Source organism: Enterococcus sp. DIV0008, assembly GCF_050542615.1.
Lineage (GTDB): Bacteria > Bacillota > Bacilli > Lactobacillales > Enterococcaceae > Enterococcus_D > Enterococcus_D innesii.
The window spans coordinates 1,908,136-1,933,185 of sequence record NZ_CP172937.1; the positions used below are offsets into that span (position 1 = coordinate 1,908,136).

The 25,050-nt window shown below is 42.8% G+C and carries 23 protein-coding genes; 3 read left to right on the plus strand and 20 right to left on the minus strand.

Going from position 1 to position 25,050, the window contains the following annotated elements:
• The first annotated feature begins 77 nt into the window (after positions 1-77).
• The gene (rlmD, locus tag IGI84_RS09140) at positions 78-1,454 is read left to right on the plus strand and encodes a 23S rRNA (uracil(1939)-C(5))-methyltransferase RlmD (RefSeq protein WP_220426602.1); all 1,377 of its coding nucleotides are present in this window, start codon (positions 78-80) and stop codon (positions 1,452-1,454) included.
• A gap of 301 nt (positions 1,455-1,755) precedes the next feature.
• Here the strand turns inward: rlmD and glyS are convergent, their stop codons facing one another.
• The 5 genes from glyS to IGI84_RS09165 all read right to left on the minus strand — a co-directional run bounded on the left by glyS (position 1,756) and on the right by IGI84_RS09165 (position 9,065).
• Positions 1,756-3,828: a glycine--tRNA ligase subunit beta gene (glyS, locus tag IGI84_RS09145; protein WP_220426603.1), complete on the minus strand. Its 2,073-nt coding sequence runs from the start codon at positions 3,826-3,828 to the stop codon at positions 1,756-1,758.
• Position 3,829: 1 nt separating this feature from the next.
• Positions 3,830-4,741: a glycine--tRNA ligase subunit alpha gene (glyQ, locus tag IGI84_RS09150; RefSeq protein WP_077454407.1), complete on the minus strand. Its 912-nt coding sequence runs from the start codon at positions 4,739-4,741 to the stop codon at positions 3,830-3,832.
• Positions 4,742-4,756: 15 nt separating this feature from the next.
• The gene (locus IGI84_RS09155; RefSeq protein ID WP_081118113.1) at positions 4,757-4,996 is read right to left on the minus strand and encodes a hypothetical protein; all 240 of its coding nucleotides are present in this window, start codon (positions 4,994-4,996) and stop codon (positions 4,757-4,759) included.
• Between the two features lie 299 nt (positions 4,997-5,295).
• Complete coding sequence (locus IGI84_RS09160) at positions 5,296-7,053, minus strand: glycoside hydrolase family 35 protein (RefSeq protein ID WP_216681792.1); 1,758 nt, start codon at positions 7,051-7,053, stop codon at positions 5,296-5,298.
• Positions 7,053-9,065, minus strand: a complete 2,013-nt coding sequence (locus IGI84_RS09165; RefSeq protein ID WP_430600229.1) for a beta-galactosidase — start codon at positions 9,063-9,065, stop codon at positions 7,053-7,055. The genes IGI84_RS09160 and IGI84_RS09165 overlap by 1 nt, the downstream gene beginning before the upstream one ends.
• 121 nt (positions 9,066-9,186) lie before the next feature.
• Here IGI84_RS09165 and IGI84_RS09170 point away from each other — a divergent pair, with 121 nt between their 5' ends.
• The gene (locus IGI84_RS09170; RefSeq protein ID WP_223079816.1) at positions 9,187-9,993 is read left to right on the plus strand and encodes an AraC family transcriptional regulator; all 807 of its coding nucleotides are present in this window, start codon (positions 9,187-9,189) and stop codon (positions 9,991-9,993) included.
• On the opposite strand, the gene recO is transcribed toward IGI84_RS09170, so the two are convergent.
• The 9 genes from recO to IGI84_RS09215 all read right to left on the minus strand — a co-directional run bounded on the left by recO (position 9,987) and on the right by IGI84_RS09215 (position 17,257).
• On the minus strand, positions 9,987-10,760 hold the full coding sequence (gene recO / locus IGI84_RS09175) for a DNA repair protein RecO (RefSeq protein ID WP_142424313.1): 774 nt from the start codon (positions 10,758-10,760) through the stop codon (positions 9,987-9,989). The genes IGI84_RS09170 and recO overlap by 7 nt on opposite strands.
• Positions 10,761-10,853: 93 nt before the next feature.
• A complete protein-coding gene (gene era / locus IGI84_RS09180) occupies positions 10,854-11,753 on the minus strand; it encodes a GTPase Era (RefSeq protein WP_005225846.1) in 900 nt (299 codons plus the stop codon).
• 36 nt (positions 11,754-11,789) lie between these two features.
• Positions 11,790-12,179, minus strand: a complete 390-nt coding sequence (locus IGI84_RS09185) for a diacylglycerol kinase family protein (protein WP_170920108.1) — start codon at positions 12,177-12,179, stop codon at positions 11,790-11,792.
• On the minus strand, positions 12,163-12,639 hold the full coding sequence (gene ybeY / locus IGI84_RS09190; protein ID WP_081118108.1) for an rRNA maturation RNase YbeY: 477 nt from the start codon (positions 12,637-12,639) through the stop codon (positions 12,163-12,165). Before ybeY ends, IGI84_RS09185 begins: the two co-directional genes overlap by 17 nt.
• Positions 12,639-14,840, minus strand: coding sequence for an HD family phosphohydrolase (locus IGI84_RS09195; protein ID WP_077454287.1), 2,202 nt, complete (start codon positions 14,838-14,840; stop codon positions 12,639-12,641). Before IGI84_RS09195 ends, ybeY begins: the two co-directional genes overlap by 1 nt.
• Before the next feature lie 21 nt (positions 14,841-14,861).
• On the minus strand, positions 14,862-15,821 hold the full coding sequence (locus IGI84_RS09200; RefSeq protein WP_371875354.1) for a PhoH family protein: 960 nt from the start codon (positions 15,819-15,821) through the stop codon (positions 14,862-14,864).
• 184 nt (positions 15,822-16,005) lie between these two features.
• Positions 16,006-16,455, minus strand: coding sequence for a GatB/YqeY domain-containing protein (locus IGI84_RS09205; RefSeq protein ID WP_077454289.1), 450 nt, complete (start codon positions 16,453-16,455; stop codon positions 16,006-16,008).
• Between the two features lie 33 nt (positions 16,456-16,488).
• Positions 16,489-16,665 carry a 30S ribosomal protein S21 gene (rpsU, locus tag IGI84_RS09210; RefSeq protein WP_002356740.1) on the minus strand — a complete coding sequence of 59 codons (177 nt, stop codon included), beginning with the start codon at positions 16,663-16,665 and terminating at the stop codon, positions 16,489-16,491.
• A gap of 160 nt (positions 16,666-16,825) precedes the next feature.
• A complete protein-coding gene (locus tag IGI84_RS09215) occupies positions 16,826-17,257 on the minus strand; it encodes a Fur family transcriptional regulator (RefSeq protein ID WP_005225833.1) in 432 nt (143 codons plus the stop codon).
• 95 nt (positions 17,258-17,352) lie between these two features.
• Here IGI84_RS09215 and IGI84_RS09220 point away from each other — a divergent pair, with 95 nt between their 5' ends.
• A complete protein-coding gene (locus tag IGI84_RS09220; protein WP_010748043.1) occupies positions 17,353-18,240 on the plus strand; it encodes a pyruvate, water dikinase regulatory protein in 888 nt (295 codons plus the stop codon).
• A 78-nt stretch (positions 18,241-18,318) separates the two neighbouring features.
• On the opposite strand, the gene thrB is transcribed toward IGI84_RS09220, so the two are convergent.
• The 6 genes from thrB to trxB form a co-directional block, all read right to left on the minus strand.
• Positions 18,319-19,188, minus strand: a complete 870-nt coding sequence (gene thrB / locus IGI84_RS09225) for a homoserine kinase (protein ID WP_077454291.1) — start codon at positions 19,186-19,188, stop codon at positions 18,319-18,321.
• Positions 19,185-20,243, minus strand: coding sequence for a threonine synthase (gene thrC, locus IGI84_RS09230; RefSeq protein ID WP_005225830.1), 1,059 nt, complete (start codon positions 20,241-20,243; stop codon positions 19,185-19,187). Before thrC ends, thrB begins: the two co-directional genes overlap by 4 nt.
• A gap of 2 nt (positions 20,244-20,245) precedes the next feature.
• Positions 20,246-21,496 (minus strand): homoserine dehydrogenase, encoded by a 1,251-nt coding sequence (locus IGI84_RS09235; RefSeq protein WP_430600230.1) that lies wholly within the window; start codon positions 21,494-21,496, stop codon positions 20,246-20,248.
• A gap of 116 nt (positions 21,497-21,612) precedes the next feature.
• Entirely contained in the window at positions 21,613-21,906 is a 294-nt protein-coding gene (locus IGI84_RS09240) for an ArsR/SmtB family transcription factor (RefSeq protein ID WP_005225828.1), read from the minus strand.
• Between the two features lie 243 nt (positions 21,907-22,149).
• Positions 22,150-23,877 (minus strand): phospho-sugar mutase, encoded by a 1,728-nt coding sequence (locus IGI84_RS09245; RefSeq protein ID WP_077454293.1) that lies wholly within the window; start codon positions 23,875-23,877, stop codon positions 22,150-22,152.
• Positions 23,878-24,024: 147 nt separating this feature from the next.
• Positions 24,025-24,957, minus strand: a complete 933-nt coding sequence (gene trxB, locus IGI84_RS09250; protein ID WP_077454294.1) for a thioredoxin-disulfide reductase — start codon at positions 24,955-24,957, stop codon at positions 24,025-24,027.
• Between the last annotated feature and the right edge of the window lie 93 nt (positions 24,958-25,050).

Below are 25,050 nucleotides of genomic sequence, written 5' to 3' on the forward strand. Positions count from 1 at the left end.
AACTACAATGAAATTCCTTCTAATCAAGCTGAAAAAATGTGGTAAAATGAACTGACTATTTTATTTAAGGAGTTCACATGGCAAATACACAAGTCCAGCTTGGACAAAAACTACAACTAACGATCAAACGCTTAGGGATCGACGGAGAAGGCATCGGTTATTACAAAAAGCTAATTATCTTTGTTCCCCGTGTTCTGCCGGGAGAACAGGTCATCGCCGAAGTCACCAAAGCCTCTCCCCGCTTTGCTGAAGCTAAGATGACCAAAATCGTCAAGCCCAGCAGCGATCGCATCCAACCACCGTGCAAGTTTTATGACCGATGCGGCGGCTGCCAATTGCAGCATTTAGTCTACGATAAACAATTAGATTTCAAAAAAGACCTCTTGAAACAAGCACTTGAAAAATTTAAGCCAAATGGCTACCAACAGTTTGAACTAAGGGATACTTTAGGCATGGATGTTCCTTGGCATTACCGCAACAAAGCGCAATTTCAATTGCGTTACAACAGTCAAACCAAACGTATCGAAGCGGGTTTATACGAAATGGAATCCCATCGCTTAGTCGCCATTGATGATTGCCTCGTACAAGAACAAGATACGCAAAAAGTGATCAACGGCATCGTCCAGTTGTTGAATAAATACCAGATTCCCATTTACGATGAACGCAAAAACAGCGGCATTCTACGAACATTGATGGTTCGGATCGGGATCGCGACTGGCGAAGTTCAAGTCGTTTTCATTACCAATTCTGTCAAACTGCCACAAAAAAATGCGCTGATTCGCGAAATCAATCAGCGCTTGCCGCAAGTCGTTTCCATCATGCAAAATGTGCAAAACAAAAAAACATCAGTCGTCATGGGAGAGGAAACGATTCATCTTTGGGGCAAAGAAGCAATCGAAGAACGGTTGAATGAACTGACCTTCGACTTGTCCGCCCGCGCATTCTTCCAGCTGAATCCGCAGCAAACCAGCGTCTTGTATCAAGAAGGGTTAAAAGCCCTTGACTTGAGCAAAAATGAAACAGTCGTTGATGCCTATTGCGGCGTGGGAACGATTGGGTTGAGCGTGGCTCCATATGCCAAAGAAGTCCGCGGCATGGACATTATTCCTCAAGCAATTGAAAATGCCCAAGAAAATGCACGCCGCATTGGTGCCCAAAATACCCATTATGAAACGGGTACTGCGGAGGAGCTCTTACCAAAATGGTTCAATGAAGGCTTCAAACCTGATAGCATCATTGTTGATCCACCAAGGACAGGCTTGGATGAACGATTATTGAAAGCTTTGCTGAAACAGCCACCGAAGAAGATGGTCTATATATCTTGTAATGTTTCTACTTTAGCAAGAGACTTAGTCCAACTAGCCAAAGTGTTTCACGTAGAATATCTGCAATCAGTAGATATGTTTCCACAAACCGCCCGCTGTGAAGTGGTAGTAAAATTGACCCGCAAATAAACATTCGCCTGACAAATCATCTTATGATCTGTCAGGCTGTTTTATTGCACCTATCGTTTCTCTGTATAATGAGTATCTATGTATCAATAGAAGCATCATCAAATCCTCAATCATAAAAGCTAAACAATCATTGGATTCCCTGAAAAGAAATGGCAAATAAATTTTTTGGTTATTAACAAAATACCGTCACTAGAATACAACTTTGAATACAAGCAAATCGAGAAACATAGAAAAAAGCCAGAACTGATTCTTTCAGTTCCAGCTTTTTTTATTTAGAAACCTGCAACTGCAAGCTTCCTTTTTATTTCGTAATCAAAGCATCTAAACTAGCAACCGCCAGACTCATCTTCGCGATTTTATCCAACAAGGCAAAACGATTGCGGCGAATATTTTCATCTTCAACCATGACCATTGTTTGATCAAAATAAGCTTCGATCAATGGGCGCAGTGCTACTAAGCTTTGGTAATTTTCTTCCATCGTTTGATGTGGGAACTTGTCCTCTACTGTTAAGACCGCTTCATACAAGGCAGTTTCAGAGTCGTTTTCAAACAAGGCAGGATCAATGGCTACTTGTTCCAATTCGGCTTTTTTCGCTAAATTGATGACTCGAGTCAAGGCTTCCATTGATGGTTTGAAGTCGGTGTCTTGCAGATGTTCTCTTAACATCTGAGCCGTTTCAAATAACGTACTGATATCTGCTTGACGAGCGCCTAAAACAGCTTCAATAACATCATGACGCGTATTTTTGCTGAGTAAGAATTGACGCAGACGGCCTTTCACAAAATCAGTCACTTGTTCTTGACCTGCGGCAAGTTGAATCCCAAAAACTTCCGGTTGGGCATTAATGGCTTCGCGAATCTCTTCTTGCAACTGAGCAAATGGGAAATACCAGCGTTTTTCAGCTAGGATGCGGATAATTCCGTAAGTTTGCCGGCGGAGTGCGTAAGGATCGTTTGAACCACTTGGAACCATATCGACAGCGAAGAACGCAAGCAAGCTGTCCAATTTATCCGCAATGGCTAAAACAGCCCCGATTTTCGATTGCGGCAGTTCACCTTCTGCTGAGATCGGCATGTAGTGTTCACGAATCGCTTGGGCAACTGCTGGTTTCTCTCCTTGGATCAGGGCATATTTTTCCCCCATGATTCCTTGCAATTCAGGGAATTCTCCCACCATATTTGTCACTAAATCAAATTTATAGATTTGAGCTGCCCGTTGAAGGTCGGTCAGTTCTTCTTCTGTTAAACCAACCGTCTTCCCGATGATTTGTGCAGCTAATCCAACACGCTGCATTTTTTCATACAAACTGCCGATTTTTTCGTGGAAGGTGACTTGCTTAAGCTTTTCCACGCAATGGTCGATGGTCAGCTTTTTGTCTTCATTGTAGAAAAACTCAGCATCTTCTAAACGAGCGGTCAGGACTTTTTGGTTTCCTTTGATAACATTATCAATTTTCACAGCATCCCCGTTGCGGGCAGAGATGAAATGCGGCTGCAATTCTCCATCAAGGGTGCGGACATCGAAGTAGCGTTGATGTTCTTTCATAGAAGTAACTAACACTTCTTCAGGTACAGAAAGATATTTTTCTTCAAAGTCCCCTACAAACGCTGTTGGGTATTCAACCAGATTTGTCACTTCTTCTAGTAAGTCTTCATCTAAATCGATCCGCCAGTTGTTTTCTTGAGCGATTTCGTTGATTTGTGCAGTGATCATTTGTTGACGTTCGCTTGGATCAGCAATGACAAACTGATGCTTCATTTTTTCCAAATACTCGTCCGCATGATCAAACGTGACTGCCTCACCTAAGAAACGATGACCTTTTGACTCGCGACCGGTAGCAATATCAAGGATTTGGAAAGGAATGACTTGCTCACCAAAGAGTGCAACGATCCAATGAATGGGTCGGATGTATTCAAAATCGTAATCTGCCCAGTGCATCGTTACTGGGAACGTCAAACTTGTGATTACTTCCTGCAATCCTTTCAATACCTCAACGGTTGCTTGACCTTGGGTATGTTTCGTTACATAGACATACTCAACCCCTTTTAATTCACGGAAGGTGATGTCATCGGTTGTCAATCCTTGTCCCCGAACAAATCCTTGAGCTGCTTTCGACCAGTTGCCAGCTTCGTCTAAGGCGATTTTTTTCGCTGGTCCTTTGACGTCTTCTTGTGTATCGGCTTGTTTTTCAGGAATACCGGTGACATAAACTGCCAAGCGGCGAGGTGTGGAATAGGCTTCGATTGCTGTATAAGGCAATGCATGAGCATCTAAGAAAGCTGCCGTTTTTTCTTGTAATTGTTTCATACTTGGGGTTACGACATGCGCAGGTAATTCCTCTAAGCCGATTTCTAATAATAGGTTTTGTGCCATCTTATTTTCCCTCCTCAATCAGTTTTTGCGCCACTTCTGGATCAAGCAATGGATAACCGAGGTTTTCCCGTTCTGCTACAAATAGTTTTGCTACTTGACGCGCCATATTCCGGATTCGTGCGAGGTACCCAGCACGTTCAGTGACGGAGACTGCGCCACGTGCATCCAACAAATTGAAGGTATGGCTGCATTTTAAGATATAGTCGTAAGCTGGATGAACTAAGCGTTCATCGATACAACGTTTTGCTTCTTGTTCAAAACGATCGAAGTTCCCTAAAAGCAAGTCTTGGTCACTGACTTCAAAGGAGTATTTTGAATGTTCATACTCAGGTTGGCGGAAAATCTCACCATATTTGACACCTGCAGACCATTCAAGATCGTAGACACTTTCAACTTCTTGAATATAAGATGCTAGACGTTCTAAGCCGTAAGTGATCTCTGATGTCACTGGCTTACATGCTAAGCCGCCAACTTGTTGGAAGTACGTAAACTGAGTGATCTCCATCCCATCTAACCAAACTTCCCAACCAAGACCTGCACAACCCATTGAGGGATTTTCCCAGTTATCTTCGACAAAACGAATATCATGTTCTAATGGATCGATCCCTAAAAGACGCAGGCTTTCTAAATAAAGCTCTTGGATATTTTCAGGAGAAGGCTTCATCACGACTTGGAACTGGTGGTGCTGATACAAACGATTTGGGTTTTCCCCGTAGCGGCCATCAGCTGGACGGCGAGAAGGTTCTACGTAAGCGGCGTTCCATGGTTCTGGACCGATTGCACGTAAAAATGTATATGGGCTCATGGTTCCAGCCCCTTTTTCTGTATCATAGGCCTGCATCAGCATACAGCCGTTTTCAGACCAGAATTTTTGCAGGGTCAAAATCATTTCTTGCACAGTTAGTTTACTCATCTTTTTCTTCCTTTCTTATAACGCATTGACGACAGGATAAAATTCGACAACTGATCCGGGGATCAATTTCACTTCGACCACGACATCTGCTTCTAAAACATCAGATAAGTCGTAAAGCATTTGGTCTGGACTCGTTGTAAATTCATGGATAAGCTGTTCATCCTTTAAAAGGCGAACCTGCAGCGGAATACTTGCTAATACTTTGAGCTTTTTTTCGGTAAACGCACTTGCTGGAATCGTCATATCAAATAACATAAAAAAACCTCCTTTGTTTTTGGCTATTCTTGGTGTGAAACATAAAAAAGTCCCTATATCTATACGGAGTGTATAGATATAGGGACGATACATTCGCGGTTCCACCCTACTTCCGACAAGTCGGCAGCTTCATTGATCATGCTCACGGACGCCTGCGAAATAAGGTTCCAACTTGGCTTTCACTCTCCCAAGTTCGCTTCATGGAATGGACTTCTTTCTTTCTTCCGGTCATAGCACGGATTCGATTACCCTTATGATAGTAGTTGAAGCTAGGGTTTGTCAATGACTAATTTGAACTTTTATGCTTCTGGACCTAAATCCGCGTGATCATGAAAGACGATCTCATCAGCGATTTTCCCATCACTTTCAAAAACGATGATCTCGTTTATTCCAGTTTTCAAAAACGGTGCCGGGACGTACAAGCGTTGCTGCGGTCCTTTTTCCCAGAAACGGCCGATCATATGACCATTGACTTGGACAAACCCTTTACCCCAGCCTGGCAATTCGATAAAGGTATCTGCACATTCATCAAAAACACATTCAAAGCGTGAGAAACTTGGTTGTCCTTTTTGCCATTTTCCTTGGAAATCAATGGCATGCAAATTATCCATCGGTAAGGGATAGATTTCCCAGTTGCTTTGGAAGGCGCCATTGATGATCACACCGTCTTTGATGCCTTTGTGCTGATGGTTCATTTTTACGGAATAATTGACCCGCCCCATATTCTCCACCAAGATCCCCAACTCGTTTTCTGATTCTGATAAATCGAAACTGTAGGTTTGACCGATTTCTTGATCATAATCGATGCGCAAAAGTTCCTGGTTGATAAATGTATGGGCACGATCCATCGTATTGATCAGACGGTAGTCGGCAATCTTCCGAGCAGACCCAATCAGTGAGCGATAATAGATATAACCTGTCGCTTGATTGCAGGCTTCCATCGATAAGGGGTAATTACTTATGATCGGTTGACTGATCGCGTCGATCGTCGAAAACAAGGAGACTCGTTCTTTCACTGAGAATGTTCCATAAGCTTTTCGCTCAATTTCCATACTCAAGGGAAACTCAGGAATTTCCGTATAGTCAGCAATCACCTTTTTGAAGGCTTGGTATTTGGCAGTAGGTTCTCCCCATTCTGTCAGTAAGGCATCGTAATCATAGCTAGTGACATCCGGCGCTAAGCGTTCATAATAGTTTGACCCGTTCATAAAGCCAAAATTGGTCCCACCATGAAACATATAGATATTGACAGAACCCAATGCTAAACAATCCTGTAATTCCTTTACTGCATCTTCTGTGGAGGTCGTATGATGCTGGTCGTCACCCCAGGCATCAAACCAGCCGATCCAAAATTCCATGACCATCAATGGCCGTTTTTCTCCGTGAAATCTTCGAAGTTTTTCAAAGTTTTCCTTGATGTTGGAGCCGCAGTTGATCGTAGGCAAAGCCAAGTCTTTGATACTGCCGTTTTCTAGCATATCGTGCCAAGGTCCGTCAGAGGTCACTAACGGCGTTTCTACACCATGCTGCCGCATCGCAGCCACCATTTTTCGCAAATACTCTTTGTCATTGGCGTAGCTGCCGTATTCATTTTCTACTTGCATCATTAAAATCGGACCACCTTGGGTGATCTGCAGATCCCGCACTTGTGGAAACAAATGGGCGAAATAACGAGTGATTTTTTCCATAAATGGTGGATAATCAAACCGAAGCTTCATCATAGGATCTTGCAATAGCCAATAAGGCAGCCCACCAAATTCCCACTCCGCACAAATATAAGGTGCTGGTCGCAAAATGACATAAAGCCCTACTTCTTGTGCCGTTTGGATAAATCGCCGCAAATCAAGGATCCCCTCAAACTGATAGACACCTTCTTGTGCTTCATGGAGATTCCAAGGAACATAGGTTTCCACGGTATTACAGCCCATCAAGCGTAGCTTCTCTAAACGATCTTGCCAATATTCAGGAACGACACGAAAATAGTGGATCGCTCCAGAGATCACTTTAAAAGGCTTGTGGTCTAAATAAAAGTCATCTTCAATAGCAAAAGTTCGCATCAGTTACGCTCCTCTTTGACGATATAGGTGGTGTACTGTGCCAGTTTCGTTTCTGAAGAAAGAACCTCACCCGTCAGGAGATCCGTTTCTCCGACGAAAATTTCTGGTAAAGGTTGTGCTTCTTCGTGGAAATTAATGATAACGAAGAATTTCGCCTCTGCATTTTCACGACAAGCAACTTCCAGTTTTGTTGCCTCCTCGATCACTGGGGTAATACCGGTTTCTTCGACGATTGTTTTGAAAAGCTGATCTTGTAGCTGATCTTCCAACTGGCCACCAAAGTAATAGACAGTTCCTTCACCAAACGTATTTTTCGTCACTGCCGGCATTCCTGCATAAAAATTGCTTGTATAATGCGCTAGCGCTTCAGCGGTTTCTAAATGGATCAGATCGCTGACTAAATTACTGGTTCCTGTCAGTTCTTCATTGACTAAGGAAACCCCGTTTGATTGTTCTGGGGCTAATGCATCGATTTCTTCCACCCAGATGCCAGATAACTCCCGCAAGGGGCCAGGGTAACCGCCTAAGTGAACATTGTCTGATTGATCAACGATGCCGCTCATATACGTTGTAAGTAAAGCACCGCCTTGCTTAACGAAATCAGTGAGCCGCTCTTGCATCCCTTCTTTGATCATGTAGAGAACCGGTGCTGCGACTAATTTGTATTTTGATAAGTCAGCATCCACGGGAATCAAGTCGACGGCAATATTTTGTTCGTAAAAATACCGATAGTAGCGATGGATCTGTTCTACGTATTTCAGATCAACGGTCGGACCACTGGTGTATTCTAATGCCCAGTAATTGTCCCAATCAAAAATCAAAGCAACTTGTGCTTGAGATTGCGTCCCAATGATGTCTGAAAGCTGCGCTAATTCCGCCCCAAGAGCGGCTGTTTCTCGAAAAACTCGCGTGTCTTCATGACCGACATGTTCGATGACCGCGCCATGGAATTTCTCACAAGCGCCAACGGAACGTCGTAATTGAAAGTATTGGATCGTATCCGCCCCATGCGCGATGGTTTGGTAACTTTGTGCCCGCATTTGTCCCGGTTTTTTCAACGAGTTATAAGGTTGCCAGTTTTGTTGCGAAGGTGTTTGTTCCATCAACATAAAGGGCTGTTGTTTCAAGCCACGCATTAGATCATGGGTCATGGCTACTAAACTCCATGGCGTATTATATGATGGATAATTATCCCACGAAACAAGGTCCATTTCCTTTGCCCACTTGAAATAATCCAGTCCTTTAAAGGTTCCCATCAAATTCGTTGTAATCGGAGTTGTCGGATCAATTTTCCGAATAGCGTCCCGTTCCATCATATAGTTTTTTAAAAGACTATCCGAGTTGAACCGTCGGTAGTCAATGGAAATACCCGCAAATGCTGTCTTCTCATAGCCGATTCCTTCTGACAGCGCATTTGGCAGCACGATTTCATCCCATTCATACACAGTGTGTCCCCAAAATTCCATGTTCCAGGCTTTGTTCACTGCCTCGATCGTTTGATACTTGTCTTTTAACCAAACACGAAACGCTTTCTCACAGTTTTCGCAATAACATTCGCCGCCGTATTCATTATTGATGTGCCAACAAGTCACTTGTGGATTTTCGCCGTAACGTTCGGCTAATTTCGTTGCCAAGCGTTCTGCGTATTTTTGATAGACTAAGCTGTTAGGGCAGGCATTGTGCCGTTGCCCAAACTTATGATGGCGACCATCATAATCGGTGCGAGCGACTTCCGGATATTTCTTGAACATCCAAGCTGGCAGCGCCGCCGTCGATGTCGCTAAGACGATATCGAACCCTTCCTTGCTTAATCTTTCGATAATTTGATCCAATTCCTCAAAATCATAACAATTTTCAGAAGGCTGGATCTTTGCCCATGAAAAGACGTTGACGGTCGCACTATTGATACTCGCTTTTTTAAAGATTCGAATGTCTTCTTCCCAAATCTCTTTGGGCCATTGATTGGGGTTATAATCGCCGCCAAATAAAATTCGATCGAAAAATTTTGTCATAAGAATGAACGCTCCTTTAAAATAAAATGATTTCTACTCTCTTATTGTAAGGCTTTTCATTCTGTTGTAGTATAATACATGAAACACTATTTTATAACTTTTCGAAACATGGAGGTTGGATATGCCTATTTATTTTTATCAAACAAACCAGCAGCTGCCTTTGTCGCTTGAAAGTATCGGAAACGATTGGCCACAAGATGACGTTGTTCGACCCGATGGCTACCCTTACTTTCATTGGCTGCAGACAGAACAAGGAGAAGGCCGCGTCACCTTTGGTCAAGAATCCTTTATCTTACGTCCCAGTGAAGGCATCTTGATTTTTCCTTTTACTCCACATCGCTACTATCCCTTGTCTGATTGGAAAACCTCCTTTGCCACTTTTCAAGGACCTTTGGCAGCTGAGATCTTAAAACAATTTACAAGTAAACCTTATCTTTTAGTTGAAGAGTCTGAAACTTTTTCCTATATGACTTGGATCAAACAACGCATTAAAGAAGACCCAAAAATCAGTTGGGATCCGTTACAGGCTTCTAGCGAGTGTTATCGTTTTTTGCTGGCGATCATGCAAGAGAACTCGGGGAATCCAACCGAAAAACACCCCTTGTTTCAACAATATCTGATCCCTGTAATACAAGAAATCGAAACCAATTACGATCAGGCGATCACGATCAGAGACTTGGCTGGCTTAGTCTATGTTTCGCCCCAATATCTCTCGCGGTTGTTCCAGCGTTTTCTAGGACAATCCACCGCCCAATACTTATTAAACTATCGCATGGCCCGCGCCAAAGAACTTTTGGTGGCACAGCCGGATCTGCCCATTCAGCAAGCCGCCTTCGCCGTGGGTTTTCAAGATGCGAGTCACTTTACCGCATTGTTCAAAAAAAGAGTCGGCTTAACTCCATTGAAGTTTCGCCAACTCTATCATTGATTTTTCGGTTTTAAGACGTCTTGCCATTGCCCCATCTGATCGATAAACTTCTTGCTTTTCAAATGGATGCCGACATATTCATCATACAATAGATCGATCACTTGTCGAATCGCTGCTTTCGTTTCTGACTTTAATTTGATCGAAGCAATCTGCTCATAGGATATTTGCGAAAACAAGCGAATAAAATGGATCGCACGAGAATCCGCATGATAGCGACGTTCGTCCATCCCCCAGTGCTGTTCACATAAAATACCGCTATATTTTGAGGAATAGTCAAACCGACCGTCGGTTTTTCCGCAGATGGCACAATGCGTCCAATTTGGAGTGATCCCGAAACGGTGTAAAATCTGAATCTCAAAAATATTGGTGATGATCTCTGCGTCGTTTCCTTGATCCATCAATTGTAACGCCTCGTGCAGAAATTGGTAAAGATGTGGATCATAGACCCGATCATCGATGGCAGAATCAGCCAGATTCAACAGATAAGTCGCATAGCCAGCGATAAAAATATCACTTTGAATCGTACGAAATGGATGGATGTCTTTGGCATTATTTAAAAAGGACAAGCCTTCCGCTTTGATGGTTCCCATGTAAGTCGCTTCAGTATAGGAGAGCAACGCTGGTGCCAAGGGGTTGTTTTTCCGATGAGCCCCTTTGACATAAAACATTTGCTTCCCAGCTGACTCCGTAAAGATTTTGACTAGCTTGTCCTTTTCTTTATGGTCTTTTGAAAAAAGCAAGATTCCTTTTGTTTCAACAAGATTCATCGTCGTACCCCATTTCTTTAAAAAAACTGATCCAGTTAACTAACTGCATCAGTTTTTTCTTTTTAAAGCAGACCATGATTGATCTAAATTTCCTTAATACTCATCTTTGCGATAGCCGTAGTCTGTTAAGAAGGTTTGCTTGTCGCGCCAATCTTTTTGAACTTTCACCCATAGTTCCAAAAAGACTTTGTCATCTAACAAGTGTTCAATGTCTAAACGAGCTTTCGTCCCGATTTGTTTCAGCATTTTTCCGCCTTTACCGATGATAATGCCTTTTTGACTGTCACGTTCGACAATGATCGTCGCTTGAATGTGCACCTTGTCATTGTGATCCCGTTTCATGGAGTCAACAACGACCGCTACCGAGTGAGGCACTTCATCTCTGGTCAGTAGCAAAACTTTTTCCCGCACCAATTCGGAAACGATAAAGTATTCTGGATGATCCGTGATTTGATCCTCTGGGAAGTACTGAGGCCCTTCAGGCATTTCATCGATCAGTAGCTTCATTAACGTTTCGAAATTATTGCCTTCTGTTGCGGAAATCGGTACGATCTCAGCAAAGTCCATTTGTGAGGAATAGTCTTCAATAATTGCCAATAAGGCATCTGGATGGACTTTATCTATTTTATTGATCACTAGGAAAACCGGCGTCTGGCTTTGACGCAACCGTTCGATGATAAAATCATCACCCTTACCGCGCTTTTGATCGGCACTGATCATAAATAGTGTCACGTCAACTTCACGAAGTGCGCTATAGGCGGTTTCCACCATAAAATCGCCTAGACGGTGTTTGGGTTTATGGATCCCTGGTGTATCGATAAAGATCAGCTGTGCGTCATCTGTCGTATAGACCCCTTGAATTTTATTACGAGTCGTTTGCGCCTTGTCACTCATGATCGCGATTTTTTGTCCTACAACTCGATTTAGTAGTGTTGATTTTCCAACATTTGGCCGCCCGACGATCGCAACGAAGCCTGATTTGTGTGTTGTCATTGTTGTTCCCCTTTATCTTGTGGTTTTGGTGCATCTTTAGAAGAGCTGTAGCAATTTTGGCAAGAAGATGATCGCGGCGACCACTAATGCAAACACAGCGGTCATCAGAACAGCACCAGCTGCCATATCTTTGATTTTTTTTCCGATAGGATGGAAATGAAAGTCCGTAAACATGTCAACGACATTTTCAAAGACTGTATTGATGATCTCAACGATCCACACTAAGAAAACAGCTAACAGCAGCCAAAGCCATTCCATTTGATTCAAACGGAAAACAAAGCCTGCAATGATCGCAACGATACCTAACGCAACATGTTTACGCATATTACGCTCCTCTTTAAAGACGGTTTTTATACCGGTGAAAGCAAATTCGATTGACGAGATAAACTGTTTGTTTTTCCCAATATTCTTATCTTTTGAGTCCATAGGCATCCAGTATTTCCTTTTGCAATCCAAACATTTCCTTTTCATCTTCTGGTGTCATATGATCATAGCCGTTGATATGCAAGAAACCATGCAACGCCAAGAAACCAAGTTCCCGATCATAAGTATGCCCATATTCAGCAGCTTGTTCCTTTGCCCGTTCAATGGAGATCATAATGTCTCCTAGATCACGAGGCATCTCTTCAAGGACTTCATCAAAAATGATCGGCATCTCCTCTGGCGTTTCTTCTTCGAAGGCAAAACTGATGACATCTGTCGGCATATCTTTGCCGCGATACTCCCGATTGATTTCTTGGATGGCTGCATTGTCCATAAACGTGACCGACATCTCTGTATCCTCTGGAAGGTCTAAATGTCCTGCAGCAAATTGTAGAAGGCCTTCGATCTCTTTGATCTTGGTTTCCCCTACTGAATTTGTCTCATCTAAAAAGGTAATCTCCATTAGCGCTCTCTTCTTTCTTGTTCTTCTTTCATTTTCTCTGCTTCCGATTTCATCTTTGGGTATTTGATCCGTGAATGGAAGGTACTGCAAAGTCCATTGACCAGTGATTTTTCAATCATTCGGATTTCTTTCAACGTTAACCCTGTTTCATCCAGTTGACCGTCCAAGATCCGGTCATTGATGAGATTCGCAACAAATTCTTGAATCTTTTGATTGGTCGGATTTTCCATCGCTCGAACCGCTGCTTCACAGCTATCAGCGATACTCACGACACCCGCTTCTCGTGTTTGCGGTTTTGGCCCGGGATAACGGAAATCTTCTTCCGTCACCTCGGGATTACGCTCTTGGGCTTTGACATAGAAATAACGCATCAGGGTCGTGCCATGGTGTTGACGGCAAATATCGATCACCATCCGCGGCATTTTGGCCTCTTCGAGAATTTCCGCCCCATCAATCACGTGACCGAAGATGATTTGTTTGCTGTCTTCAGGTAGCAAGAAATTATGTGGATTCTCAGCACCTGCAGGTAAATTTTCGACGAAGAAATTGGCATGTTTGACTTTACCAATGTCATGGTAGTAACAAGCCACGCGGGTCAGTAAGCTTTGCCCACCGATCTCAGCTACAGCATTGGCACTAAGATTGGCAACCATCATACTGTGATGATAGGTCCCTGGTGCTTCTTCCAACAACTGTTTCAACAACGGATGGTTCGGATTACTCAATTCATTCAACACGATCATACTTTCGTCCGTTACCAATAGTTCGATATACGGATGCAGGCCCATTGTCAGCAAATAGCTTAGGAGCGAGCCGGCCAATCCACAGACGAGTGTTGTCCATGTGTTGCCGCGGGCCAAATCCATTCCTTGGAAAATGACCAGCATGATGCTTAAGAGTAATGGGAAAACGATCACCCACATGACTGCGATTTTCCCTTGACTGGCAATACGTGCTCGTTTGATCATCGTCCCCATTAAACCAGAGAAAAGGTAGGTCACTAAAACAGTCGTCAACAAGTTGGTCCCACTGGAATCAAAGTAAATGAAGAGTGCACTGACCACTTGGAAAATCGCGGATAATATTCCTAAACGTCTGCTGGAGAAAATGCTCAGAATCAGCGGTGTAAAGGCTGCTGGGAAAAAGAGCGGGATAAAGGTCACTAATTCTGATTGGAACAGTTGGAAGAATTTCATGATCAAAATACTGAATGCCATCGCCAAAATATAAAAAGTGACGGCGTTCATACGTTTTTCAACGTCTTTTGTCTGTCTTGTATAATAAAACAGCATCAGCATTTGTAAGCATGTCGCTAAAACTAAAGCAATCAACGGAAAAACTGAGAAGGTTTGATTGGTCATTCCTAAAAGCTGTAATTTTTCCAATGCGTTGGCATCGATCTGTGAGCCTTCACGAACAATGATTTCTCCTTGATAGATCATTACCGGTGGAACAGCGTCCATGGCGGTTTGTCTCGCTTCTTCCGTCCGCTTTTCATTGGGAATATCATTGACGACGATTCCTTGATTGACAATAAAACGCAATACTGATGCCATGTCTGAAGTAACATCTAGAAATTGGATCTTGTCTTCTGCCTCCGAGCGGAAAGTGCTGAGTTCTGTTTGACGGATCTGCTTGGCCATTTGCTCGTCCACTAGCTGTAAGGCATAGGTTCGTACCGTATTCAATTCATCGCTACTTAAAGAAAACAACGTCGACAAAAAATTATTCGTCAATGACTGATAAAAATCAAGTTCGTCATCACTCATTTTTTCAAACTCTTTTTTTAAGGCTGCGATGTATTCATCCGTACTCGGTTTAGGGATATTTTCATCCTCATCAGCCTCAGCAACTTCTTTAGCGTGGGCATCATCTACCGACTTTTTGACTGAATCAACTAAGTCAAATAAATGGTCGATGCGATCGTGCTGTGTTTGCGCCAGTGTGTCTTGATAAGTATACTCTGGTGGGACCGCTTCTGCTGCTAATTTGCGCTTTTGTTCTGTCGCAGCGGTATTTTCAATCGTTTTATTGGCACGGATGTTTTCTTCCGCCACCTGACCTTCGCTATAATCGACATTGTTCTGTTTGACGCTGGTGTACATGATACCAATCGAAAAAAGAAAGAATAGAAACATTAAAACTGGCAAATAGAACTTTCCAAGTCTTTCTCTAAATTTCCGTAGTGGTTGAATGATCATAGTTCTCCTCCTAAAAGACGATCAGCGCTTGTCTTTAAGATCTGCTTCTTCATAAGCTCGAATGATTTCGGCCACAACTGGGTGCCGTACCACATCTCCTGCTTCAAAATTAGCAAAAGCAATTTTGGGGATCTCTTGCAACGTTCGCTCCGCATGGATCAAACCGCTTAAAGTTCCCTTTGGCAAGTCGATCTGACTCGTATCGCCATTGACGATCATTTTGGAGTTAAATCCTAAACGTGTCAGAAACATTTTCATTTGAGCGATCGTCGTGTTTTGGGCTTCATCTAAAATTACAAAGGCATCTTCTAACGTGCGCCCTCGCATATATGCTAATGGAGCGATCTCTATGACGCCACGTTCCATTAAACGATTCGTATGATCCATCCCGAAAATTTGATACAACGCATCATAAACGGGTCGTAAGTAAGGATCGACTTTTTCTTTCAAGTCTCCCGGTAGGAAACCAAGGTTTTCTCCTGCTTCCACAGCGGGCCGTGTCAAAATGATCTTTTGCACTTGGCCTTTCTTTAAAGCAGCGATCGCCATGACAACGGCTAAAAAGGTTTTTCCTGTTCCAGCTGGTCCGACACCAAAGACCACATCATGTTTGCGAACAGCTTCGATATATTTCTTTTGACCGGCATTTTTCGCCCGAATCGGTTTACCATTACGGTCCTTGATGATTTCTTCCTCATACATATCTTTGAAATAATCAAGACTGCCTTTGTTCACCATATTCAACGCTGTGATCACATCAGGGGTACTGATATTGATACCTCGTTTGATCAACTCTTGCAACGCTCGAATCACAGATTGTGCTTTTTCTGCTGCATCCGCTTCGCCGACGATTTGGATTAGCTCACCACGAGTGTGAATGACCGTCCCTGTCGAGTCTTCAATAATTTTAATGTTTTTATCGTGAGCACCTAATAGCAAACGAACATCATCGTTTTCACTAAGTGTTATCTCGATCGTCATAGTTTTGTCTGTCAAATATGTTACAGCTCCTTTTTTGGCGTTCTTATTAATAATAACATAAGATGGAAAAAAGAAAAATTACTTATAAAGCCCAAAGGTAGTTTCCTTTTGTCCTTATGCTTTTTTTAAGTTTTCGAAATCAGAAAAAAGCCGCAAGCATGTCATCCATACTTGCGGCGTGAGCTTACATTTGATCCAATAATTCTTTAACGATCGCATTGACTTGATTGCCGTCTGCTTTGCCTTTGACTTGCGGCATTACAGCACCCATCACTTTTCCAAATTCTTTGGAAGAAGAAGCACCAGTCTTTTCAATCGCTCCAGCAACGATTTGGCGGATTTCCGCTTCATCAAGTTGCGCTGGTAAATATTTTTCAACAACTGCAATTTCAACTTTGACTTTCTCGGCTAGATCTTTTCGGTCAGCTTTCTCAAACTCATTTAAAGAGTCCCGACGTTGCTTCATCTCACGAGATAAAACAGTCAACTCTTCTTCTTCATTCAAGTCAGTACCTTTTTTGATCTGCTCATTTTGAATTGATGCTTTCAACATGCGGATCACCTGCAAGGTTTCCTTGTCTTTGGCTTTCATCGCTGTCTTCATGTCATCATTCAGTGTACTTAGTAGTGTCACACTACCAGCTCCAATTCTCAAAACAGTAGAAAATTAGAATTTTTTGCGTTTTCTAGCTGCTTCAGATTTTTTCTTACGCTTTACGCTAGGTTTTTCGTAAAATTCACGTTTACGAGATTCCTGTAAAGTACCCGCTTTTGACACGGAACGTTTGAAGCGACGAAGAGCATCGTCAAGTGATTCGTTTTTGCGAACGACTGTTTTTGACATGTAAATTCCCTCCCTCCGAGCTTAAAAAGTAACCGTAGTTGTTATTGAAATAAAATCCCAAAAAACACGACTGTCCTTTAAAAATTATAGCTAACCCCTGAAAAAGTGTCAAGGCATTCTGGTAAAAAAGTCTTCGATACTGTCAAGTTTGTTTGGGTTTTCATTGACATTCTTCACAACGCCCCAGAATCTCGAAGCGATGACCCTCGATCAAACAACCAGGAAGCTGTTCTTGAAAGAAGTCCATTGGACAAATATGCAGTTCTTTTGTTTTGCCGCAGACTGTACAAATGAAATGATGGTGGTGATGGTCTTCTAATTCTGCACAGCAGTTATAGCGAAACTTCATCTCACCGTTCAGCTCTGTTTCTTCTAAAATACCGATCTCAGAAAAATCGTGCAAATTCCGGTAGATCGTATCATAACTCAAACCAGGATACTTTTCCGACATGTATTCATGAATTTCTTTTGCTGGTAAATAGCGATTGCGTTTGACTAAATAGGTGATGATCGCTTCTCTTTTTTTGGTGTATTTAAAGCCATTTTCTTTCAATGTTGTCATGGCATGCTCAATAAGTGTTTGATTTTTCATCGTAGGCCCTCCTGATAAATCAAAATCATTCCGATTCTATCGATCTTAAGTATGTTATAATGAAATCAATAAAAAAGCAAGAGAGGATTTTTCTTATGAAGCCAACTGAACCTGAACAACCAGACTTGCAAGAAAAATTGCAAACCAGTGCCGCAGTGACGATGTTCGTATTGTCTGACTCTGCCGGCGAAACGGCATCGAAGCTTGCACAAGCGACAATGGCCCAATACCCCAGCGTCGAATTCAACCTTTTCAGACGCACGTTTATCCACACAAAAGAGCATTTGATCAAAGCATTATCAGATGCAAAAAAACACAATGCCATTATTCTTCATACCTTGATCAAAGAAGAGCTAGTGGACTTGACGAATCATTTTTGTGAAGAAGCGGATCTCTATCATTTTGATGTACTGACACCGCCTGTGAGTGAAGTTGAACGCCGCACTGGGGTGGCACCGTCACGAGAACCCGGCGCTTTGCATCACTTGAATGAAAATTATTTCAAACGCATCAAAGCCATGGAGTTTGCTGTGATGTATGATGACGGGAAAGACCCCCGTGGCTTTTTAGAGGCGGATGTCGTTTTATTGGGTGTTTCTCGGACCTCAAAAACGCCTTTGAGTCTATTTTTAGCGAACAAAAACTTAAAAGTCGCTAATTTGCCTTTGGTTCCGCAAGCCCACATCCCGAAACAGCTCTGGGAAATCGATCCGAAAAAAATCGTTGGGTTAACAAACGATCCGAATGTATTAAACAGTATCCGCAAAGAACGGATGCGCTCCTACGGCTTGAACCCCGATTCTGCGTATTCCGATATCGAAAAAATCAAAGCGGAGCTGACGTTTGCCAATGATCTTTATGAGAAATTAGGTTGTGTCGTGATCAATGTCGCTTCTCTTTCCATCGAAGAAACCGCCTCGATGATTTTAAATGCATTAAACTTAGAAGATCATAGCTATTACACCTCAGAGACGAAAGATTAACCACTATTAAGCAATAAAAAACGATGAGCGGACTGAGTCTGCTCATCGTTTTTGGTATATTTTTCATTTTAAAGCTCTTTAGAAAACTTGTAGCCCTTCACGATCGATTTGCAATTGTTCGATATACGCATTACTTTCCAGCGCATGCAAAAGTTTTGAGATACGTTCTGCCTTGTCTTCTGGGACGATTGCTAAGACAGTGGGACCTGCGCCACTCAAGAAACAGCCATAACCGCCTTCTTCTTCACAAATCTGGCGAATGGTCGACAAGTGTGGAACAAGTTTCTCACGATAGGCTTCATGAAAACGATCTTGCTGCATCAATTTCCCTGCAAGAGGCAGATTGCCATTAATTACTGCTGCGATCATAACATTGGCGATCGCACTGGCTTCGACTGCTTGCTCGTGAGAAAGTGTCTGGGGCAAGACTTGGCGACTTGCTTCCGTCAACAACTCATCGTGAGGGATATAGGCGATGATCTCACATTCAGGAAAATGATGTTTGACTAAATACGTATGCTTGTGCTGATGATCATAGGCAGCAATCGCAAAATCTCCATAGATCGCTGGTCCGACGTTGTCAGGATGCCCTTCAATGGCGGTTGCGATCTCAAGTTTTTGTGCTGCACTCAGATTCATATGCGCCATGCGGTTGGCTAGTTCAATCCCAGCAACAATAACAGAAGAACTGCTGCCTAAGCCTCGTGCCAATGGAATATCTGAGCTCATACGAATCTTCAATGGTTTCATGTCTGGTGCTAATTTCAAAGCCACACGCAAAAGTAAATTGGTTTCATCGGTTGGAATCTCTGAGCCTAACTCATGGATGATTTCCCATGTATCGTTTTCTTTTAAAACTTCGATGAACAAATACTTTGACAGGGCAATCCCGCAGGAATCAAAACCAGGCCCTAAATTCGCACTGGTTGCAGGAACGCGGATCTTCATAGATTGGCAACTCCTTCACGAAGATGCTGACGCATTTCTTCTAAATCACTCATTTTATTGATGGTTACTTCGGTTGCTTTAATTGCTGTATCCGGATCTTTCAGACCATTTCCAGTAAAGACGGCAACGACAGTCTCACCTGGTTTGATTTTCCCTGCTTTCACGTGCTGGATAACGCCGGCAAGTGATGCGGCTGAGCCTGGTTCAATAAACACACCATCTTGCGCAGCGATTTTACGGTAAGCATTCAAAATTTCCTCATCGGTTACTGCATCGATGTGTCCATTTGATTCATCACGAGCGGCTTCTGCCAACTGCCAGCTGGCTGGATTGCCGATCCGAATCGCTGTAGCGATGGTTTCCGGCTGTTCGATGACTTCCCCACGGACGATGGCAGCAGCACCTTCAGCTTCAAAGCCATGCATTCTTGGCAACGCGGTGCCTTTTTTCTCATGCCATTCTTTGAACCCTTTCCAATATGCCGAGATATTTCCTGCATTACCGACAGGAATCGCAAGAACATCTGGCGCTTGTCCTAATTGTTCGCATACTTCAAAGGCCGCTGTTTTTTGTCCTTCTAAACGATAAGGATTGACTGAGTTTACTAGCGCCACGGCTTCCGTTTCTGCAATATCCCGGACCGCTTTTAACGCTTCATCAAAGTTTCCTGGAATCGAAATGATATCGGCTCCATAAACGATTGCTTGCGCCAATTTTCCCATAGCGATCTTGCCATCTGGAATTACAACGTAGGCTTTGATACCCGCTCTGGTGGCATAAGCTGCTGCTGCCGCACTAGTATTTCCTGTCGAGGCACAGACGATTGCTTTGGCGCCTTCTTCCACCGCTTTTGCCACCGCCATGACCATCCCGCGGTCTTTAAATGAGCCTGTTGGATTCAGCCCTTCGTATTTTCCATACAATTGGATCCCTAATTCCTTGGAAAGGCTTGGTAAGGGAATCAACGGCGTGTTACCTTCTGCCAGTGACAATGCTGGGGTATTTTCATTAACTGGGAGATATTCTTTGTATTGATGCAATAATCCTTGATACATGTCTATTCCTCCATCACTTTCATTATTTGAATGCTTTGCGCATCGGTATAAGTTGCGAGTGTTTCTGCTAGCTCATTTTCGCTCATTGAATTGGTGATTCCAACAATTCGTTGGTCTGCTTCGTTGAACACCGTTTGCTCAAACGCAAACCATTCTGGAAGAGCGTTCGCTTTGATCTCTTGACTTGAAAACGACACATAATGCCGGCTGGGAACTTCTCGGACAGCAGCTAATGCTGTTTCTTTTTCAAAGGTTAGAAATGGTTCCACGATCCCATAGCTTTTATTTTTTGCTAGCACGGTTAAATCCGCAACCACGCTGGTGGCCGTCGGTCGCGATCCTGCTCCTGGTCCATAAACCATTGATTGATCAATGCCTTCGCTCTCGATAAAAATACCATTAAACTCGTTTTGGATCGTCGCTAACGCATGGTTTTTCGGTACTAATACAGGTCCAACTGACACAGTAAGGGAACCGTCAACTGTCTTTTGAGCTGCGCCGATCAACTTCACTTCATAACCAAAGGCTTGCGCCTGCTTAATATCTGCCACAGCTAATCCGCGGATGCCTTTCGTTGCAACATCATCAATGCTGATCGTTTTCCCAAAGGCAAATTTCGTCAAAATCACCATTTTGTAAGCAGCATCAATGCCATCGACATCATTGGTAGGATCTGATTCCGCAAAGCCTTTCGCTTGAGCTTGCGACAAAGCATCTTCATAGGTCAGGCCATCTTCCGTCATTTTCGTCAACATGTAATTGGTCGTCCCATTGACGATACCAAAAATTCCTGTGATGGTATCAGGTAGATAGTGGGTGCTCAATGTGCGCAAAATCGGAATGCCGCCACCTACACTGGCTTCATAATAAAGAGAAACACCGGCTTTTTCAGCAATTGCCAGCAGTTCAGGTCCATGGGTGGCAATCAAATCTTTATTTGCCGTCACAACATGCTTTTTATTTTCTAAAGCAGCTGAAATAAACGCTTTTGCCGGATCGATCTTCCCGATCAATTCCACAATTACGTCGATGGTCTCATCTTCAAACAACTCATTTGCCTCATTCGTCAAAGCAAACCCATACTTAGCTGCTAACGCAGACTTATCCTCATAAGGCGAAGCTAGTGCTTTCGTGATTTGCACATTGACTCCTGTCCGTGCCAGAATGGCTTCTTTTTGTTCCGCCAGCACTTGACAGACTCCACTGCCGACAACACCCATTCCTAATAATCCAATGTTTAATCGCTTACCCATAATGCCCCCTAACTGAAAACGTTATTAAAAACCGTTCATCTAATTTTAATATTTCCACTAGCATACCAAAAACAATAAGAAAAAACTAGGACTTTTGAGAAATTCTCGCCCTAGTTTTAACGGTGATGGATATGTTCAAATGTTTTTTGCAAAATATCCACAACATGTTTGTCATCGAGACTATAAAGAATCGTTTTTCCTTGTCTCTCTGACTTTACGATCCGATTATCTTTCAAAAGTTTCAACTGATGAGAAACTGCTGATTGTTCCATATGTACTTGTTCCGCAATCGAAGTGACGTTGCGTTCACCTTCTTGAAGGGACAACAAAATTTTTAGTCTGGTGGGATCACTAAGCATCTTAAAAATCTGTGTTACTTGCTGAATTTCCTCTAATTTCGGCGTAGTCATCGCGCCACATCCTCTCTTATTTCCTTTTGCATTTTAGCCCTTGGTTGACGGCTTGTCAATCCACCTTTGATGAGCAAGGGAAAGAAAATAGATAAAAGACACGAATAGATCCAAGTGTCAGAAAATTTCTTCTCGAAGCTTTGATTCCTCAACAGCGAGGTGCTGAGGAATCGAAGCTTCGTTTCTACCACTCGGATCATTCAGTCAGTTGCAATTTCTTGGTATTGGAGACATCAGGTAGTTTTATTCCCCAGTGATCTCTTCGATGGCTGCTTGCAGATCAGCAATTTTTTGTTCTGCCTCATCTGCCGATTCGCCTTTCACACCAATATAAAACTTGATTTTTGGTTCAGTTCCAGAAGGACGCACAGCAATCCAGCTTTCATCTTCTAATGTGTATTTCAAAACATCAGAAGGCGGTGTCGTCATTTTTTGCAGGTGTCCATCTAAGCCCACACGAGTCAACAGTTTAAAGTCTTCTGTTTGAACGACAGGAGTTCCTGCGAAAACAGAAGGAGCTTTTTCACGGAAAGTCTTCATCAAGGCAGCAATCTTAGTTGCCCCCTCCATACCGCTCATCGTTACTGAAATGGTTTTTTCTGCGTAATAACCATATTCTTCAAAAATATCTTGCAGACCATCATAAAGGGTTTTGTCTGATTGTTTGTAAAAAGCCGCCACTTCTGCTAATAAAACGAGCGCTTGGATCGCGTCCTTGTCCCGTACAAATGGTTTCACTAAGTAACCATAACTTTCTTCAAAACCAAACATGAAGGTTTGCGAATGATCTTTTTCAAATTGTTGGATTTTTTCGGCGATGAATTTAAAGCCGGTCAAAACATTGATCATATCCACATTGTAAGATTTGGCGATCGCTGTTGGCAATTCACTAGAAACGATCGATTTTAAGACTGCTGCATTTTCAGGCAAGGTTCCTGCTGTTTTATGAGCTTCTAGAATATAACGGATCATCAATGCGCCTAATTGGTTTCCAGTCAACACTTGGTAGTTGCCATCTGGCATTCTTACTGCAGCCCCCAAGCGATCGGCATCTGGGTCCGTGGCGATCAATAGGTCGGCTCCTTCTTTTTCTCCTAAAGCAATCGCATATTCAAAGGCAGAGTGCTCTTCTGGATTCGGTGATTTTACTGTACTGAAATTTGGATCAGCAACCGCTTGAGAAGGTTCAATAATGAATTGTTGGAAACCAGCTTGTTTCAACGCTTTCTCTCCAAGCATCCGCCCTGTTCCGTGAAGTGGTGTATAGACAAGTTTCAAATCTTTGCCCACCGTATCGATCAATTCTTGATCGATCGTGACTTCTTTGATCTCTTTCAGATAGGCAGTGTCGATCTCTTCGCCAATAATAGAGATCAAGCCGCTGTTTTTGGCTTCTTCTTCACTTAATACAGGGATTTCCAATGGATTTTCAATTTCCCGAACGAATTTGGTCAATGCATCCGCATCTGCAGGTGGCATTTGCCCACCATCTTCCCCATATACTTTGTAGCCATTGTATTCGGCTGGATTGTGAGAAGCAGTGATCATGATTCCGGTGAAAGTTTTTAGGTAACGCACAGCAAAAGATAATTCTGGCGTCGGACGTAAGCTTTCAAAGACGAAGGCTGGAATATCATGTTTTGCCAATGTTTTCGCTGCTTCCATCGCAAACTCAGGTGAAAAATGACGGGAATCATAGGCGATCGCTACGCCACGACGTCTTGTTTCAGGATCTTGTGTATCCATAAAGCGAGCCAATCCTTCGGTTGCTTGACGAATCGTATAAATGTTCATCCGGTTGATCCCAGGCCCTAAAATCCCTCGCATACCGGCAGTCCCAAATTCCAAAGGCATATAAAAAGCGTCTTCTAGCATCGCAGGATCTGCTTCTAATGCGGTCAATTGTTCTTTTAATTGTGGATCTAAGTGTTCACTGTTTTTCCATTGATTAAATGTTTGTTCCCATGCCATAAAATAACCTCTCCTTTTTCCGTTAAAATGCTCTAAAATTAGTATAACACTACTTACAGATTTCTCAAAGAATAACCAAACGAAAAATAAAAACAGCTGCTATCAAAAGTGATTGACACTTTAAAAATAACAGCTGATTCCATTAGGTTATTTCGTTAATTGAGCATCTTTTTGTGTTTCGATAAAGTCAAATACTTGTTGACCAGCAATACTGCCATCGCCGACTGCTGTCGTGATTTGACGTAAGCCTTTTTCACGAACATCGCCAACCGCATAGACACCAGGGATTGAAGTTTCCATTTGGTCATTGGTTAAGATCCAGCCAGCATCATTCGTGATACCGCTGGCTTTGAATGGCTCTGTCAACGGATCTAAACCAACATAGATAAAGACACCGCCAGCAGCTTCTTCTGTCACTTCATCCGTTTTTACGTTTCTGATTTGCACGCCAGTTACGACCATCTCATTGCCTTTGATTTCTTCCACAACAGAATCCCAAATAAAAGAGATTTTCTCGTTGGCAAATGCGCGGTCTTGGATGATTTTTTGTGCTCGTAATTCGTCACGACGGTGAACGATCGTTACTTCAGAAGCAAATTGTGTTAAGTAGATAGCTTCTTCGACTGCCGAGTCGCCTCCGCCAACAACAATCAAGCGTTTGTTACGGAAAAAGGCACCGTCACAAACCGCACAGTATGAAACACCGCGTCCAGCGAATTCTTCTTCGCCTTTGACGCCTAACTTTCTATGTACACACCCTGTGGCAATAATGACTGTTTTTCCTTGATAAGTTTTGTCTTCGGTCACAACTTCTTTAAACTCACCTTGGTCAGTGATGTTTTGAACGATTCCATAAGCATTTTCAACACCAAATTTTATGGCACCTTCATACATCTTGAATGCTAGTTCAGGGCCTAAGATTGACTCGTATCCTGGGTAGTTTTCAACTTCAGCCGTATTATTCATTTGACCGCCAGGTGCACCTCGTTCAATCATTAGTACTGATAAATTCGATCTTGACGCATAAAGCGCTGCTGTCATCCCCGCAGGGCCTGCGCCGATGATAATTACATCATACATATATTTCCCTCCAATTTGGACTACCCATACTTTACTTTCAAAAGCAAATTCTTTCAACTCATCTGCTTACAAAAAATAATAAGATATTCCTGC